Origin of the sequence: Streptomyces sp. NPDC002181 (assembly GCF_042890485.1) — a bacterium.
GTDB lineage: Bacteria > Actinomycetota > Actinomycetes > Streptomycetales > Streptomycetaceae > Streptomyces.
Genome location: NZ_JBIASC010000014.1, coordinates 229,405 through 243,182 on the forward strand (window position 1 = coordinate 229,405; position 13,778 = coordinate 243,182).

A 13,778-nucleotide genomic window follows, 5' to 3' on the forward strand; every position below is an offset into this window, starting at 1 on the left:
CTACCCTCGGCAGTACCGATCGTCGGCCGCCAAAGTCGCGTACGTGACACCGGTGACGCTGTTGGCATCGACGGCGAACCGTGACTCGGCTTCTGCTCCCAGGTAGCGCTGGACGACAGCAGCGCCCCCGCTAGAGCGGAGAGAGGTGAGGCGGTACGTCATGTCGGCGATCGTGCGAACCGCGTCAGAGGCATAGAGCTTGCCCAGGTCGAAGAACTCGAAGTGGTGGTTCACCCGGGATGTGAGCGTCGCGTCCCAGGACGCCGGCGAAGTGACGAAGAACTCCAACCTCACCATGCCGTGGTCGTGAACAGTCCGGGCGTCGAGCCACCGGTCCTGAGATATCCGGTCGAGATAAGGGTGCAGGAGCGTCTTCTCGGCAGAGTCCGGCTGCATATTGCCCTTGAGCAGGTTGCAGCGCTCACACACCGGTACAAGGTTGAGCGGGTCGACACACAGAGCAGGGAAGAGGCTTTTAGGCACGACGTGGTCGAGCTGCCGGACTACGCCCGTGCTGCACATCGGGCATCTTTCGTCCCGCGGCGCGGCCATGAGGGCGTCCCGGACTTTGCTGCCCGTGACCGTCTTCATCCCGTTGCCGTAGGCCCACTCGACGAAGTCCCCGGCAGCGAATCCCTCAACCGTGCAGTCATCCTTTTGGAGCGCGTGCACGGTGCTGCTGGACGCGGCGCGGCGCAGCGCTTGTCCGGCCTTGCGCACAGTGTCCTGCGCAAGCAGCAACTTCTCGCGCCGTCCGCCCGCAGTGGTGCTGGTTCCGACACAAGCGAGGTAGCTGTCGACCGGCTTCAGGAGGGGCACCTTGAGCGGCCACATCACGATCCACCGCGAGCTTTGTCGGCCAGCAGGACGTACACCAGGCCCTTGGCCTCGCTACCGAGGTGCCCCGAAAAGTGCGCGAGGACGTCCTCGTACGAGTCGAACATCGCCACCGCCTCGGCGACGTCCTTGTAGAAGCCGGACTGCATTACCTCCAGCCCGAATACCTCGTGGGTCAGCACGCCGACGTTCTCGCCGTACGTCTCGATCTGCGGCTGCTCGGCCCGGCTGGTCTCGCCGTGCCGGATCAGCTTGTAGACGCAGGACCGGGGCACGGTCTGGAGAACCACCGGCGAGTGCGTCGCCATCACGGCCACGCCGTTGCGATCGGTCAAGAGCTCGCTCAGTGCCTGGACAAAAGACGCCAGAAGAGGCGGATGCAGATGGGTCTCGGGCTCGTCCAGGATGACCAGTGACTGCTCCACCACAAGGCCTACGAGCTCCGTCAACGTGAGGACGACGATCGCGTGCCCTGAGCTCAACTTCTCGAAGGCTTGACGCAGCGCGTTCCAATGGGACGTCGTGACCCTGCTGCCGGCCCTGAGGTCCCCGGCGTAAGAGGCGATGGCGGTGTCCGCAAACCGAGGGTCCCGGCTGAGTGTCTTCATCGCGTCGCACCATGCCCAGATTCGCTGCGAATCCATGACACGCACCAGGGCATCATGAAAGCCCGAGCACAGTCGCTCGTGCTGCGTTGTTTCCAGCCCTCCAGTGCGCTCCGTTGAAGCCTTCAGCCCCACGTACTCGTAGGCCACGCCGTTGGGTGGCAGGGGAACCCCTGGGCGGCCCGGCGCCTGCATGGTGGCGAACGGGTCGAACGCGCTGAAGGTCACCGAGACCACGTTGACGAAGCGCTCGCCTGCCGCTGACGTGGACGTAGGAGCCATTGTCACGCGCCCGTACATCTCGTGAAGGTCGGGATGGACGACAGCGCCCGCGAGCCGTCTCAGCAGGGTGGTCTTGCCCACTCCGTTGCGGCCGACAAGGACGTGGATATTGCTGGACGGACGCGTCTCGGGGCGGACGTGGAAAGAGATTTCGCTGTCGGGATCCTGGCCAGGTCCGAGGTAATTGAACCGGTACTCGCTTAGCCGCACACCGCCGTGAGCGATCCGGTGGTACTGCACCCTGACTGTCTGCTCTTCCACCATCCGCAACAAGGACTCGCGCGTCACCTCGTGAGCCCGCGCCCCGTCGAACCGGCCGAGATCGTAGGCGAGGTCACCGAGTCCTCCAAGGATGGCGATGCGGCCCTCGATCCCGAGTTTCCTGATGTTGTCGTAGTAGATGTCGCTCTGGCCGAGAGAGAAGAGTTCCAATGGCGGCGGACCGTTGTAGACGCCAGGCTGCAGCGGACTCGGGCCGCGTTTCTGTCCGGCGACGCCGACCTTCACGTAGCCCAGATTCCGGAGATCAGTCGGGCTGCGGTACCAGAGCTGGAATGTGGTCCGGTAGCCCATGTCGTCCCAGCCGTCGGCTTCCAGGACAACGGCCCTAGTGCCCACGTGCACGGGCTGGCCATGAGGCTGGATGATGAACTGCACGCCGCTCCCGTCGTCGTGGGAGAGCGAGCACATGTGCCTTCAGAGCCGCTTCCCGCCCACCGGATCCTATGCCGCTGCATTCGGTCTTTGGCTCCGACCGCTGGACTCCAGCCCATGGACTTGGGAACCTCTGCCGGCTCGCAGAACCTAAAGGCCCGGTCGTGCAGGAGGCGTCGCTACATGCCACGCAGTCGTGATCCAAGCCGGCCATGCTCGTTCGCGAACCACTGCGCGATGTCTTCCACGGGGTCGCGCACGGGCCGGTCGGCGAAGGTCATGTCGTACGCCGTGTGACCGGCGGCATCCACATGATTGGGAGGTTCAGGAGGCAGTCTGTCGGCACGAAGCCAGCGCACGACGACGGGCTCGATGGTGATCGGCGCCTGCGTCGCGAGGCTGAGGCCGCCGGTCCGCTGGACTGTGAGGGGCAACGCGTGCGTCGTGCGGTTCCGTATCCACCGCGTCCCGCGCATGACGTCTCCTTTCACCCTCCCCCGGACGCTCTTGTAGCCGCCGTCCGAAGTCAACTGTTCGTCGGGAACGCACGCCCAGTAGATGGTCTCGGCGGCAGGAATCGAGACGGCGTGCGCGCTGGAGCCGTGGACGGACAGACACTCGTCCAGCCGGGCTCGGGCTTGCTGGAAGCCGTCGAATGCCAGCCTCAGGAAAGCCGTTGAAGAGGGCGCCGTCATCACGCCACGGTAGCGCGCACCAAGCTCTCAGGAGCGGCAATTTCGGACCCGGGAAACGCCGCTTCGTGCCCGACGGCGGGGGCCTTCTCCGCCAACGCTCGACGGAGAGTGCGGGTCCGCGGTGAGAGGGCTGTCGCCTCTCGCACCCGCATCCTCCAACCGCTGTGGTGCCGCCGACCTGCGGGCGTGCGCGCAGCGCCAGCCGGCTGGGCTCACCCCAGTGTCGGGCGACATGGGAGTGTCAGTGCTTGGCGACATGTGGCGTGTCAGTGTGAGCCGAGGCTTTGGGTATGCGACCAGGTTCCCGATGATCTCCTGGGTGTTGCGGAGATCGACGCTATGACTATCCCGCTCTGCGTCGACCGGATCCTTGGCGACCATTCCTTCGCGAGATCGGGCACTCACCCGCGCATCACTCCTGATGTGGGTGTGACATCCAACGGCAACTCCTAGAAGGGGGGCTCCAAGGAGTACCCGTTCTCGTCCAGAGGGACGGGCTCGGGCTTCGGTTTGGCAGCTCGCTGCTCGGCCGCCGTGGGGTGGATGGCGATCGCCTCGGCCGCCTGCCCTTGCCGGACCAAGACCTCGCACAGTTCCTCACGTGCCTTGATCGTGCCGAGGGCTCGCAGTTCGGCAGCAGCGGCATCGAACTGGCCGGCCGTGCTGAGGAGGTCGGCCTTGACGATGCGGGGGTCGGTCCAGGGGCGCGGGTCGGCTTCGGCCAGGACGATCGCCTCGTCGACGCGACCAAGGCCGGCGAGGGCCAAGGCTCGCCACCAGTGCTGGAACTCCTCGTGGTCATGGTGGGGTACGACACGGGGGTGCTCCACCAGGTGCAGCAGTTCCTCGGGGCGGTCGAGAAGCGGGTAGACGAGTGGTACCAGGAGGTTGGAGCAGTCGTACCAGCCGAAGCCGGGTTCGGCCACGGCGATCGCGTCGTCCAGTCGGCCGTCCCGCAGCAAGGCCGAGGAGAGCCAGGCTCGGTACCCAACCCAGTCGTCGGCGGCGATGGCTTCGCGCATCACGGTCTCGGCCTCCTCGGCCCGCCCGTGGTCGCGAAGGGCACCGGCGTAGACGTCCAGGACGGTGTGCGCGTTCTGTCCGGTGGCCAACTCGCGCAGCTCGTCGAGCCGACCATGACGCGCCAGAAGCCCGGCGTAGGCGGTGAGAGTGTTCTGCGTGAGGTAGTGGTGTCCGGCTATGTCCTGACCGAGGATCCGGATCGCTTCGTCGGTATGGCCCGCGCGCTCCAGGACCTGGGCCTGGAGCTCCTGCGCGTTGGAGAAGGGGTGGTTCCACCGGCTCTCGCCCCGGGCGTGGCGCGCACTGTCGGCGTGCGGGGCGATTAGCTGCAGCACCTGCTCGTCACGGTCCTGGCCTTTGGTGATCTCCACCAAGACGGACAGGGTCCACCATCCGTCGATGTGCGGGACGAGCAGATCGATGGCCTCGTCGACGCGCCCTGCCTTGGTAAGCAGCTCAGCGAAGTCATGGCACTCGGCCTTCGAGGTCCCACCGGCTTCATCCGGACGTACCAGATTCAGTGCCTCCTGAGACCGTCCCGCCCGGAGCAGGATGTCGGCCTTCGCCCACAAGGCAGTCGGCCACCCGGTCGCGACGAACGGCTCCATCACCTTCAGCGCCCGCCCGAACTCCCCCGCCCGGCACAGCTCCTCCACCGCGCCTTTCGCGCAGAACCACTCGCTGCGTTCCACCGCCGCCTGGATCACCAGTTCCAGGTGACCGTGCTCCAACAGGAAGTCCACTCTTCTCGGGGCAAGGCCGCCGAAGTTGCTCGCCTGCCAGGCAAGATCATCCATGTGCATGAACGGGAGCGTAGATGCACCCACCGACACCCGCTGTCCAGGGGTTCCCGGCCAGTCGGCTCGCCTCAGAACGGGAGAAGCGATCCGCAGGTCAACCCAACCGCGTCAGCTGAATCGCTGACTGGCGGGCGTGTGCGGGCCGTCACCCTTGACCGGGTGGCGGCCCGCACAGCCGTAAGCCGGCAGGGGCACCGGACGGTCTCGGGCCTGTCCGGCACCCGCGGGGGGCGCAGGATCCGTGCCCGCTCACCGCGCCCGTGCCCGGCAAATGGTCGGTGACGCACCTGACCGGCCTGCGCTGGCACGGCAGCCGAAGCAGCCTCGGACCGGTGGCCCGAGCCCGAAGGAGTTCCGGTCGCGCCCGGGCATGTGGCGCCCGGCATGCGGTCGGGCCCCGACCCGGGGGAGGGTCGGGGCCCGAGCAGGGGCCTGCGTGTCCGGGCGCCGTGTGTCAGTGGCGGAAGGTGTCCTTGATGTCTTCCTTGGCCTGTCGGACGTTGCCCTTGGCCTGCTCGGCGCGGCCTTCGGCGGTCATCCGCTCGTTGCCGGCCATGCGGCCCATGGCTTCCTTCGCCTTGCCCTTGGCCTGCTCGGCGGTGGCCTTGGTCTTCTCCGTGCCCGACATCGGGACCTCCTCGTGTAGTACCGGATTGGTCGTGACCTCCCGCCTGCTCCAGATCGGCGACCGCAAACCCCCTCGCCGCCGACCGGGCGAACCGACTGCACCACGTGGCGGCGGGCCGCCGCTACTACCCGCCGACGCGGATAAGAACCGGGTAAAGACCGAGTGCATGACCGGAGCAGTGGCGGGCAGTCGCCGCTGCGGAGGTTGATAACTATGGTTCCCCTGCTTCTCGTTCTCCTGCTCATCCTGATCCTCCTCGGCGCCGGTTTCGTGGTGAAGATCCTGTGGTGGATCGCGATCGCGGTCCTGGTGCTGTGGCTGATCGGATTCGTCGCCCGTCCGAAGGGCAGCAGCGGTCGCTGGTACCGCTGGTAGCCGGGCCTTCGGCACGTCCTAGGCCAAGGTGGGCCGCTCCCCGACCCGGGGAGCGGCCCACCGCCGTGTGCGGTGCTCCTACCGTGCTGGCTCCTCGACGCCGAGGACCTGGGGTGAGGGCGGTCGCCCGGGGGTATGCGCGAAAGCAGCCGGGCCGGTCGCCGTGACGCAGCAGGGGTCCTGCTCACCTCCAAAGATCGGCGGCCGTCCCGGTACACCGGCCCGGACCGACAGGGACTCAAGGGACCAGCCCGACCAAGCCCCCCAGCGCACCGTCCGCTCAAAACCCGATGTGGCCAAGTGCTCCTCCAGCGCGGCCATGACGGCCCGGACGGTGTCCTCGTCCCCGCCGGTGATGTCCAAGACCACAAGGCCGGGCTCCGCGACGTGCTGCTCGTCGATCGGCTTCATGAGCCCTGCGACGGCGTTGGGACCGGACCGATTCGCCGACGGCCTTCCCCGTCCACTCGCACGAGGGATCCCAGGCCGCGGGTGTCGCATGGTCGGCACGCTCTGTCTGGGTGCGGCCCCCGTCGCCATCGGGGTCGCGCATCGGCCGGCCGACATCAGGGTCTTCCTCGCGGCCGCCGGGCCTGAGAACGCTGAGGACGTGGACCTCACCGATCCCGACTTTGTGGAGTGGAGAGGCGCCGCCCCAGAAGCGTGCGTGCCCTCCCGGTGAGCTGCCGACGGAAGCGTATGAACGAGAGCGGCGCTCACCTCGGATGAACCGGTGAGCGCCGCTCTCCAAGGCTTTGCCGTGTCCGGGCGACCGCAGCCTTCGGGTGCACGGCGAGGACGCCGCCCGACTTCCAGGCCAAGTGGGTGATCAGCCGCGGCCTCCAGGAGGTACGTACACGGTGCGCCCCGCGTTTCGGCTCCGAGGTCCGCACGAAGTGGTCATGCTCGGCACGTGAACGGGGCCTGGTCCGATCCTGGGCCTGGCATCGAAGACGACGTCGAAAGGTAGGGGTGCGATGCGGCCCATCCGGATCCGCGCGGCGCTGGCCATGACCGCTGTGGCGACTGTGCTCACGTACATGGGCAGCGGCACGGCCCAGGCCTGGCAGGGCTGGCCGGAGCCGGCTGCGGCGCAGAGCGTCACGCCGACCCCCTCTTCCGGGACGGCGAACAGGTGTCTGGACCCGGAGGGAACCGACCTCAACGCCCTCCTGTCCATCCGGGAACAGATCATCGGGCCCCCTGCCTGCCGTGTGGCAGTCGCGATGAAGCCATGGGTCTCGGTCTTCCCGAGCTGGGGCACGGCCGCTGACGCGGCCGGCGCTGTCTACCCGGCGGGATACACGCCGTCCCTGCCGAAGCCGATGGACGACTTCATCCTGAAGTTCCTCGGTGTCCGGATCGTCCAGGACATCGGTACGCCACAGGAGCGGAGCTTCTCCTTCGGCCCCGAGGTCCTGCGCCTGGTCGTGATCGAGGAAGGGATCCCCTTCGCTACGTTCGCATCACCCGCACTGCCCGGCCTCAGGCCCGGCACGCACACGTCCACCGTCTTCTTCCGGATGAGCTTCGAACACTGCGACGGAGCAGGAACCAGCCGCGAGGACGACTGTCTGCCTGCGGGTGAGACCGCGTACACCGGCAACATCGCGTTCGAGGTCGTCAAGCAGCGGGCGTGACTCCACCAACTGACCCGCGCGCCGGTACGCGGCCGTCGTACAGCGGGATCCGTGCGCGGTGATCCACCGGTAGCCGGCCACAGCGGCCAGTACCGCTGACCGACGCCAGCACTGCGTGCCGGTGGCCGCGCTCCAGACGGCTGGTCCGCAGCCCCGCCACTCGATGAGGAGCGGGTCGTCCAAGCGGACGACGTCGGAGTCGAGACCAGCGCGCCGCAGGAACTCCAGCAGATCGGCAGGGGGCGAAGGCGCGGCCGAGGATCTCGCCGTCGCACCGTACGCGGCGCCCGCCCTCGGCGTCCGGCGGATACACGACCGCGCGCAGGTCAGGGCTCATCCCTCCACCCTGTCGGTCCGCGTTCACTCCAGCATGCCGAGTGCGCTGTCAGGGCGGCAGTGCGGGCAGGCGGACACGCCCTCGGCCAGCAGCCGGCGCGCCTGCTCCGCAGTCGCGGGCACGCACCGCTTGCTGCTGTCCCAGCAGCCCCCGGCATGGACGCGGACCGGGAGCCGGCCCACGCCGATCCCGCGCTCGACCAGCCATGCGGGAGGCTAGGGCGCAGGTTGCTGTCGGGCGGTGGCGGCCTCCCGCTCCTCGGCGGCGGCCAGGGCAGCCTCCGTCCGGCGCAGTTCGCCGCGCAGGTAGATGACCAGGGTCCGCAGCCGAGGCAGGTCAGACACGCTCAGCCCCCGTACTGCGCCTGCCGCGCGGCCTTGCACGAGGGGCAGGTAGTTGACGCGCCCACCCCGTATTTGCAGGTCGGGGTGCGGCAGATCGCGCACGGGCCGGTTTGGTTGGGCTCCCAGGTGCCGGGCTGGCGGGGTCTGGCGGGGGGTGCGGGGGTGGTCATCGTGGGCTCCTGGCGGTGCGGAGGCGGTCACTCCTATCAGATCTCATGTTCGATTTTCTGTGTGAGTGTGTGCAGGTCACCTGCCGTAGGTCTGGTGGCACATGTCCTGTGCCAGTGAACCTTGATCGTGTGCCATCGATCTTTGACGGACGCGAGTTCGTGTCATCGAAGTTTGATCACGCCTGTTAATCAGCAGCTCCGGACGTGGATGACCAGCCGGTGAGGGGAGCTGACCGGGACCGCGGCTCGCGCCGAGCTCGCGCAGACTCGGTACACCGTCGAGCTTCAGCGCCAGGAGCGCCGGCGGCACCGGAATGAATAGGCCGCAGGGGCCTACGCCCGTGGTTCGCCACTCAAATGGGCCTGCCCGGGATGCGATCCTCCACCCCAAACTCGACGCTGGCTGAGGGCCAGAGTTCTCGCTCGTCGGGACTGGAGACGTCGACACCAGGGAGCCGTGAACCCATGGGCCGGTACAGAGGGCGTTGGCTCGGCGCCGTTCTCCTGGTCGGCGTCCTGGTCGTGCCGGCGTGCCAATCACCGCACGGTGATCTCGCGGTATCGAGCGGAAGCGGCGGTGACGGCGCCTCTCTCGACGCGCCGACCGAAGCCAAGGTCAGGCAGATCGTCCGCCGGTTCCAGGACACGAACCGCACACCGGGGGTACTGGTCGGCATCTGGAGCCCGAAGGGAACCTTCGTCAGTGCCACCGGCGTTGCCGACCTCGCGACCAGGGCACCGCTCCGCCCGGACATGCAGTTCAAGATCGCGAGCCAGACCAAGACGTTCACGGCCAACCTCGTCCTGCAACTGGTGGGCGAGGGGAAAATCGCCCTTGAGGACCACATCTCCAAGTGGGTGCCAGGAGTCCCCAACGGGGACCGGATCACCATCCGGCAGCTCCTCAACCACACCAGCGGCCTCGCCGACGGTTTCACCTCACCCACGGTCCAGTCGAAGATCCCCACCGGCTGCACGGTCGCGGAGCTCTTGGCGGCCGAGGCGAAGTTCCCCCCTGTCGCGGCTCCCGGCGCCAAGTGGTCGTACAGCAACTACGGCTACAACCTGCTCGGCCGCGTCGTGGAACTCGTCGGCGGCCAGGACCTGAGCACCGCGGTCCAGCAGCGCATCGCCCAGCCGCTCGGACTCCACCGCACCCTGCTCCCGACGACGGGCAACGGCCTCACCAAGCCCTTCACCCATGGGTACGGGCTGGGTGATGTGGGCCCCACCCAGGCACCCACCACCGCCGACGACGCGACAGCCATCCCCGCGTCCTGTCTTTGGGCGCACGGAGCCATGGTCTCGACGCTCTCGGACATGCGGGTCTGGTCCCGCGCCCTGGCAACCGGCGCGCTGCTCAAGCCGGCGGTCTGGGCCGAAGCGACAAAGAACCCGGTGCCCTTCGTCTTCGCGGGGAACTACAACGGGCCCGGCACCTGGCGCTACGGGCTGGGCTTCGTCGAGTCCGGCGGGTTCATCGGCGGGGAAGGCAGCTTTGCCGGCTACGAGTCCACCACCATGTACTCGCCTGACCTTCGGACTGCCGTCGAGGTGGTCTCCACCAAGAACCCCAACGCCATCACGCCACCCCCGGCGTTCCAGGCCCTCGCCATGGCGGTCTACGGCACCGGCCTCGGCTTCGGCCTCACACCCGAACAGGCGCTCACGCCCTCGTTCACCGGGGCTACGGGATAGCCGGATACCCACCCGATGAAGGCGACTGCGATACCCAGCGCACCTGATTCGTTAGGCACCCTGTGACCAGGGGACATGTCGATCAAAGTTGGATGACACGCGATCAATGTTCGTTGACACAGGACAGCACAGGACGGTGTTGGGGGTGCTGGTCACGCCGTGCGCGGTGCGGCACAGAGCCGTCATGTCAGCGGTCCTCGCGCCCGTCGCGGGGCGTACCGGGCGGGCGGGCGTACGGCTCGGCCGCGCCCTGGCCTTCGGGGGCTTGGGTTTCACGGGGTGCTTCGGCGCGGCGGCCCTGTGCCGGGGTGCCGGCCGGGCGTGCCGGGTCTCGTCGGATGTCTGTCGGGTCGGCGCGCGGCGGGCGGGAGCGGGCGAGCGGTCGTCCTCGGGGGCGGTGGGTGGCTCGGGCAGGCGGGAGAGGGGCAGCCCGGTGCGGGAGAGGGGCAGCCCGGGCCCGGTGTCCGGCCGTGCGGGCCGAGGGCCGGCCGGCTGCTTGTGGTCCGCCGGAGCTGTCACCTTGGCGGGCCGGGCCGGGCGGGGGCCGGGTGGACGGTGACGCATCCGGGAGCCGTGAGGAGGGCGGCGAGGAGCAGGGGCAGGGACCAGCGGCGCATGCCGCTACCGTGCCGCAGTCGGCCCCGGAGCCCCGTCTGACCGGCCCGCTGGCTCCCTCGGATGGTGGATGCGACGGTCGCGCCACCGGCCTGAAGGGGACTGGCCTGGCCGACCCTGGGATGGGGGCCAAGGCGCGAGGGAGTCCGGGGTGGTGCTCAGACCGCCGGTCGAGCCAATGCTGGCGCAGGCCGCCGAGGCGATCCCGCCCGCGCGCCTGGGAGCGGGGGTGGCGTACGAGCAGAAGTTATGGACAGGGATCAGAGCTGGAAGCCGTTCGTTGAAGATCCGAGGGGCGCGGCGTCACCCGCCGTAGGACACTCAGTGGTCGCTGACCTCGGCTCGTACGCTGTCGGCGTCGAGGTGCAGTTCGTAGACCGTGGAACAGTCTGCTGCCAGTGTGGCGACCGGTTGTCCGCAGGGGCAGGCGCGGTTGAGGCCCGAGTCGCCCAGCGGGCCCGAGCAGCAGCCCATACTCGTGTCCTCCAACATGACCAGCCCGATGGCATCCTCAGGGTGGAGGACGATGTTGTCGCGTGGGCCGGCCGACTTGAGCAGCCCTCGCTCGTCCGCCTTCCAGCCAGAGCGGGGCTGTGCGGGACCCGCCTCCTCATCGTCGCGGAATGCCACATACGGTGCGCCCCACGGCTCGGGCTCGATTGCGTAGTGCCCTGCGGGCACTGTGGCGGGTGACCGCCGTGACTCGGGCTCCTCCCCATACGGTGGCGGTTGTGGTACCGCCTCCATCGGTGTCAGATCGGGGGTCAGAGCTCCTCCGCACCTGAGGCAATAGAACATCGTCATGGCTCGTTCTATCGGCCCACAGTGCGACGCACATCCTAGTATTCAGGCGCTGCGAAGCACCGCGGACAGCCCAACAGTGCGTAACAGAAGTTCGACGGTCACCGTGCCCTGCCCGTCGAAGGCGGTCGCGCCCGGGTTCTGAGCGCGACCGTGGGTCCCGGGGCTGGCGGGGGTTGCTAGGTGTGGAGGTGGTCGCCTTCGACGCGTTTGGCTTGTTCGGGGTAGTTGCAGGTCAGCAGGGTGAGGTCCCAGTGCAGGTTGGCGGGGCAGTCGAAGAGGTAGGCGATGCCGTTGGAGCATTCCCAGAACTTCGTGAAGTCGGCGTCCCCGTAGTACTGGTTGGAGCCCGGGCATGGCTTGGTGAGGGGCTGAGGTTCGGCGGCGGCCATCGCCTGTGGCGTGGCCGCTCCGGCCAGGACCAGGCCGGCGACGGCAGCGGCCATGCTGATCTTCTTCATCGGTTTTCCCTCCGTTGATCGGATGACGCGTTGATCAACGGCAGTCAAGGGGGGAGAGGGCACGCGGCCGCCAAGCGGGGAAGGCTCTGGTCCCTGTGCCCACACTGGGCCGGGATGCAGCGCCGACGCAGGAACGGCCGGGATGGCACGGATCTCGGCGGGCGGGCCAGTGGACGTGCGGCTCACCGAACTGCGCGCGGGGGACCAGGTCCTGGCGGGTGGCCGGGTGGGTCTGTGGGAGCGGGCGGAGGCGGTCGGCAGCGGTTGGCCGTACGTACTGCGCGTGACGGTCACCTGATGCGGGCACGGCGGCGGGGGCGGCGGGGGCCTCCGTGCGGCCCGCCGCAGTGGGCACGGGCCGCGCGGAGGGGTCGGGTTAGGGCCGGTGGACGGGTGGCGGGTCGTTGGGGTCGCGGGGTACGGGGTTGCCGCCTGGTCCGAACTTGTACTTCCGCATGGTGCAGGGGTTGCCGTCGGCGTCGTACCAGCCTGGGAAGACACCCTCGTGCATGAGGGAGTAGTCCTCCGATCCGGAGAGGATGCTGGTGGTGTAGTCGTACATTTCCTGAGGGCTCTTGCGTGATCTCTCGTCTGGCTTGTCGGCCATGACGGCTCCTCCTTCGTCTTGTGGGCTGCCGCTGAGGCCTGCCCGCGCGGACAGACTGTGCCCGGCTCGTGCGGTGCGCACGCCGGGCTCACCCGAATGCGCGGGGTCCACAGTGCCGTTGTTCTGGGCAGCGGGGAATGCTCTGCGTGCCGCGGGCCCAGGGTTGCTCCGGGGGCCGGATGCCCGCGCGGCCCTGAGACGAGCAGGGCGGGGGCGCAGCACGGCCCTACCTGGGACCGGTGGGTCTCTCTGTTTCCTAAGTCGATCTGTAGTCGGTTTTGATGCAAGGCGAGGGCGTCCGTGGGAGGTGGTGTTGGCCTGTCCGGGGGCTGAGGGGAAGGGGCCTTAGGTCGTGTTGTGCGGCTTGTGAGGTGGCGTAGATCGGTGAGGTGATTCAACGTGGAGAGGGAGAAACGGTCGGCCTCCTGCCTGCCGTGGCGGCTTCTCCGAGGTCAAGGGGCCTGGAGCCTGCTTGCCGCCCGAGGCCATGCACGGTTGCAGGTGGGGCCTGAGACGCGGGCCTGTGGCCCTGAAGGGAGTGGATATGAGCAAGAAGAATGACAAGGCAGCCGAGGCGACGCCGAAGGCAGCTGAGACCAAGGCGAAGGGTGCACGAAAGGCCGAGGGGCGCAGCCTCCAGGCGATGGTTAACTACAGCAGGAAGACGACCCCGGACAGCGACCAGGAGAAGAACGACCAGCGCTGACGGTTGCGGTGCGGTCCTCCAGCAAAGGGAGCCGCACCCGAAGGGCGATTGCCCGGGGGCACAGCTTGTATTGCTAGAAGACCCCCTGAGCCCAGGCCGCCGGCGCGCGCCTGGGCTCAGGCGACACCAACCCCTTGCTGCCAGCGCCCGCGGAGCGGGTTGGTCCTGGAGGCGAAGCCGGAAGGACCCAGGGCGGAGGAGCGAAGCGGATCCGCCCAACGGCCCGAAGGGCCGGACCCCGTGAAACGGGGTCACCCTGGCCTGCAGAGCAGGCCGTTCAGAGGTGGAGCGAAGCGGAACCCCGAACCCGTCCGGCCCGAAGCGCAGGACACCGGCCAGAAGGGCCGGCCCTCAGGGCGCGAAGCGCCCTCCCGCTGAGCGAAGCGAAGCGCTTCACTGCCCGGAGCGAAGCGGAGGGCAGGCGCCGAAGGCGCCCCGGCCGAGCGCAGCGAGGCCGGTCTCTCCTGAGCGCGCAGCGCTCAGGTACCGGTCCGCGACGC

The 13,778-nt window shown here is 68.4% G+C and carries 16 protein-coding genes and 1 pseudogene; 5 read left to right on the top strand and 12 right to left on the bottom strand.

From position 1 onward, the window contains the following. The 5 genes from ACFYXV_RS29315 to ACFYXV_RS29335 form a co-directional block, all read right to left on the bottom strand. Window positions 1-834, bottom strand: coding sequence for an HNH endonuclease signature motif containing protein (locus ACFYXV_RS29315; RefSeq protein ID WP_389384503.1), 834 nt, complete (start codon window positions 832-834; stop codon window positions 1-3). Then, window positions 834-2,381, bottom strand: a complete 1,548-nt coding sequence (locus ACFYXV_RS29320) for an AAA family ATPase (protein ID WP_389384504.1) — start codon at window positions 2,379-2,381, stop codon at window positions 834-836. Before ACFYXV_RS29320 ends, ACFYXV_RS29315 begins: the two co-directional genes overlap by 1 nt. A gap of 176 nt (window positions 2,382-2,557) precedes the next feature. Beyond that, a complete protein-coding gene (locus tag ACFYXV_RS29325) occupies window positions 2,558-3,073 on the bottom strand; it encodes a hypothetical protein (protein ID WP_389384505.1) in 516 nt (171 codons plus the stop codon). A 449-nt stretch (window positions 3,074-3,522) separates the two neighbouring features. After that, the gene (locus ACFYXV_RS29330; RefSeq protein WP_389384506.1) at window positions 3,523-4,899 is read right to left on the bottom strand and encodes a tetratricopeptide repeat protein; all 1,377 of its coding nucleotides are present in this window, start codon (window positions 4,897-4,899) and stop codon (window positions 3,523-3,525) included. Between the two features lie 451 nt (window positions 4,900-5,350). Continuing rightward, window positions 5,351-5,524, bottom strand: a complete 174-nt coding sequence (locus tag ACFYXV_RS29335) for a CsbD family protein (protein ID WP_389384507.1) — start codon at window positions 5,522-5,524, stop codon at window positions 5,351-5,353. A 213-nt stretch (window positions 5,525-5,737) separates the two neighbouring features. Here ACFYXV_RS29335 and ACFYXV_RS29340 point away from each other — a divergent pair, with 213 nt between their 5' ends. After that, a complete protein-coding gene (locus tag ACFYXV_RS29340; RefSeq protein ID WP_383351504.1) occupies window positions 5,738-5,899 on the top strand; it encodes a hydrophobic protein in 162 nt (53 codons plus the stop codon). Between the two features lie 78 nt (window positions 5,900-5,977). Here the strand turns inward: ACFYXV_RS29340 and ACFYXV_RS29345 are convergent, their stop codons facing one another. Continuing rightward, on the bottom strand, window positions 5,978-6,466 hold the full coding sequence (locus ACFYXV_RS29345) for a DUF6207 family protein (protein WP_389384508.1): 489 nt from the start codon (window positions 6,464-6,466) through the stop codon (window positions 5,978-5,980). Window positions 6,467-6,876: 410 nt separating this feature from the next. Here ACFYXV_RS29345 and ACFYXV_RS29350 point away from each other — a divergent pair, with 410 nt between their 5' ends. Continuing rightward, window positions 6,877-7,539: a hypothetical protein gene (locus ACFYXV_RS29350; protein ID WP_389384525.1), complete on the top strand. Its 663-nt coding sequence runs from the start codon at window positions 6,877-6,879 to the stop codon at window positions 7,537-7,539. 132 nt (window positions 7,540-7,671) lie between these two features. Here the strand turns inward: ACFYXV_RS29350 and ACFYXV_RS29355 are convergent. The 3 genes and pseudogenes from ACFYXV_RS29355 to ACFYXV_RS29365 form a co-directional block, all read right to left on the bottom strand. Further along, a pseudogene (locus tag ACFYXV_RS29355) lies at window positions 7,672-7,876 on the bottom strand (hypothetical protein); the annotation flags it as partial. Between the two features lie 23 nt (window positions 7,877-7,899). Then, the gene (locus ACFYXV_RS29360; RefSeq protein WP_389384509.1) at window positions 7,900-8,058 is read right to left on the bottom strand and encodes a DUF6233 domain-containing protein; all 159 of its coding nucleotides are present in this window, start codon (window positions 8,056-8,058) and stop codon (window positions 7,900-7,902) included. A gap of 33 nt (window positions 8,059-8,091) precedes the next feature. Beyond that, window positions 8,092-8,220 (bottom strand): hypothetical protein, encoded by a 129-nt coding sequence (locus ACFYXV_RS29365; protein WP_389384510.1) that lies wholly within the window; start codon window positions 8,218-8,220, stop codon window positions 8,092-8,094. Between the two features lie 635 nt (window positions 8,221-8,855). Here ACFYXV_RS29365 and ACFYXV_RS29370 point away from each other — a divergent pair. Next, window positions 8,856-10,088 carry a serine hydrolase domain-containing protein gene (locus tag ACFYXV_RS29370; RefSeq protein ID WP_389384511.1) on the top strand — a complete coding sequence of 411 codons (1,233 nt, stop codon included), beginning with the start codon at window positions 8,856-8,858 and terminating at the stop codon, window positions 10,086-10,088. Window positions 10,089-11,024: 936 nt separating this feature from the next. Here ACFYXV_RS29370 and ACFYXV_RS29375 read toward each other — a convergent pair. Beyond that, on the bottom strand, window positions 11,025-11,195 hold the full coding sequence (locus ACFYXV_RS29375) for a hypothetical protein (RefSeq protein WP_389384512.1): 171 nt from the start codon (window positions 11,193-11,195) through the stop codon (window positions 11,025-11,027). Between the two features lie 488 nt (window positions 11,196-11,683). Next, the gene (locus ACFYXV_RS29380; protein WP_389384513.1) at window positions 11,684-11,965 is read right to left on the bottom strand and encodes a carbohydrate-binding module family 14 protein; all 282 of its coding nucleotides are present in this window, start codon (window positions 11,963-11,965) and stop codon (window positions 11,684-11,686) included. A 142-nt stretch (window positions 11,966-12,107) separates the two neighbouring features. Between ACFYXV_RS29380 and ACFYXV_RS29385 the strand changes: the two genes are divergently transcribed. Further along, on the top strand, window positions 12,108-12,263 hold the full coding sequence (locus ACFYXV_RS29385) for a hypothetical protein (protein ID WP_389384514.1): 156 nt from the start codon (window positions 12,108-12,110) through the stop codon (window positions 12,261-12,263). Window positions 12,264-12,341: 78 nt separating this feature from the next. On the opposite strand, the gene ACFYXV_RS29390 is transcribed toward ACFYXV_RS29385, so the two are convergent. Beyond that, complete coding sequence (locus ACFYXV_RS29390; RefSeq protein ID WP_389384515.1) at window positions 12,342-12,527, bottom strand: hypothetical protein; 186 nt, start codon at window positions 12,525-12,527, stop codon at window positions 12,342-12,344. A gap of 589 nt (window positions 12,528-13,116) precedes the next feature. Between ACFYXV_RS29390 and ACFYXV_RS29395 the strand changes: the two genes are divergently transcribed. Further along, window positions 13,117-13,278, top strand: coding sequence for a hypothetical protein (locus ACFYXV_RS29395; protein WP_389384516.1), 162 nt, complete (start codon window positions 13,117-13,119; stop codon window positions 13,276-13,278). Window positions 13,279-13,778 lie beyond the last annotated feature (500 nt).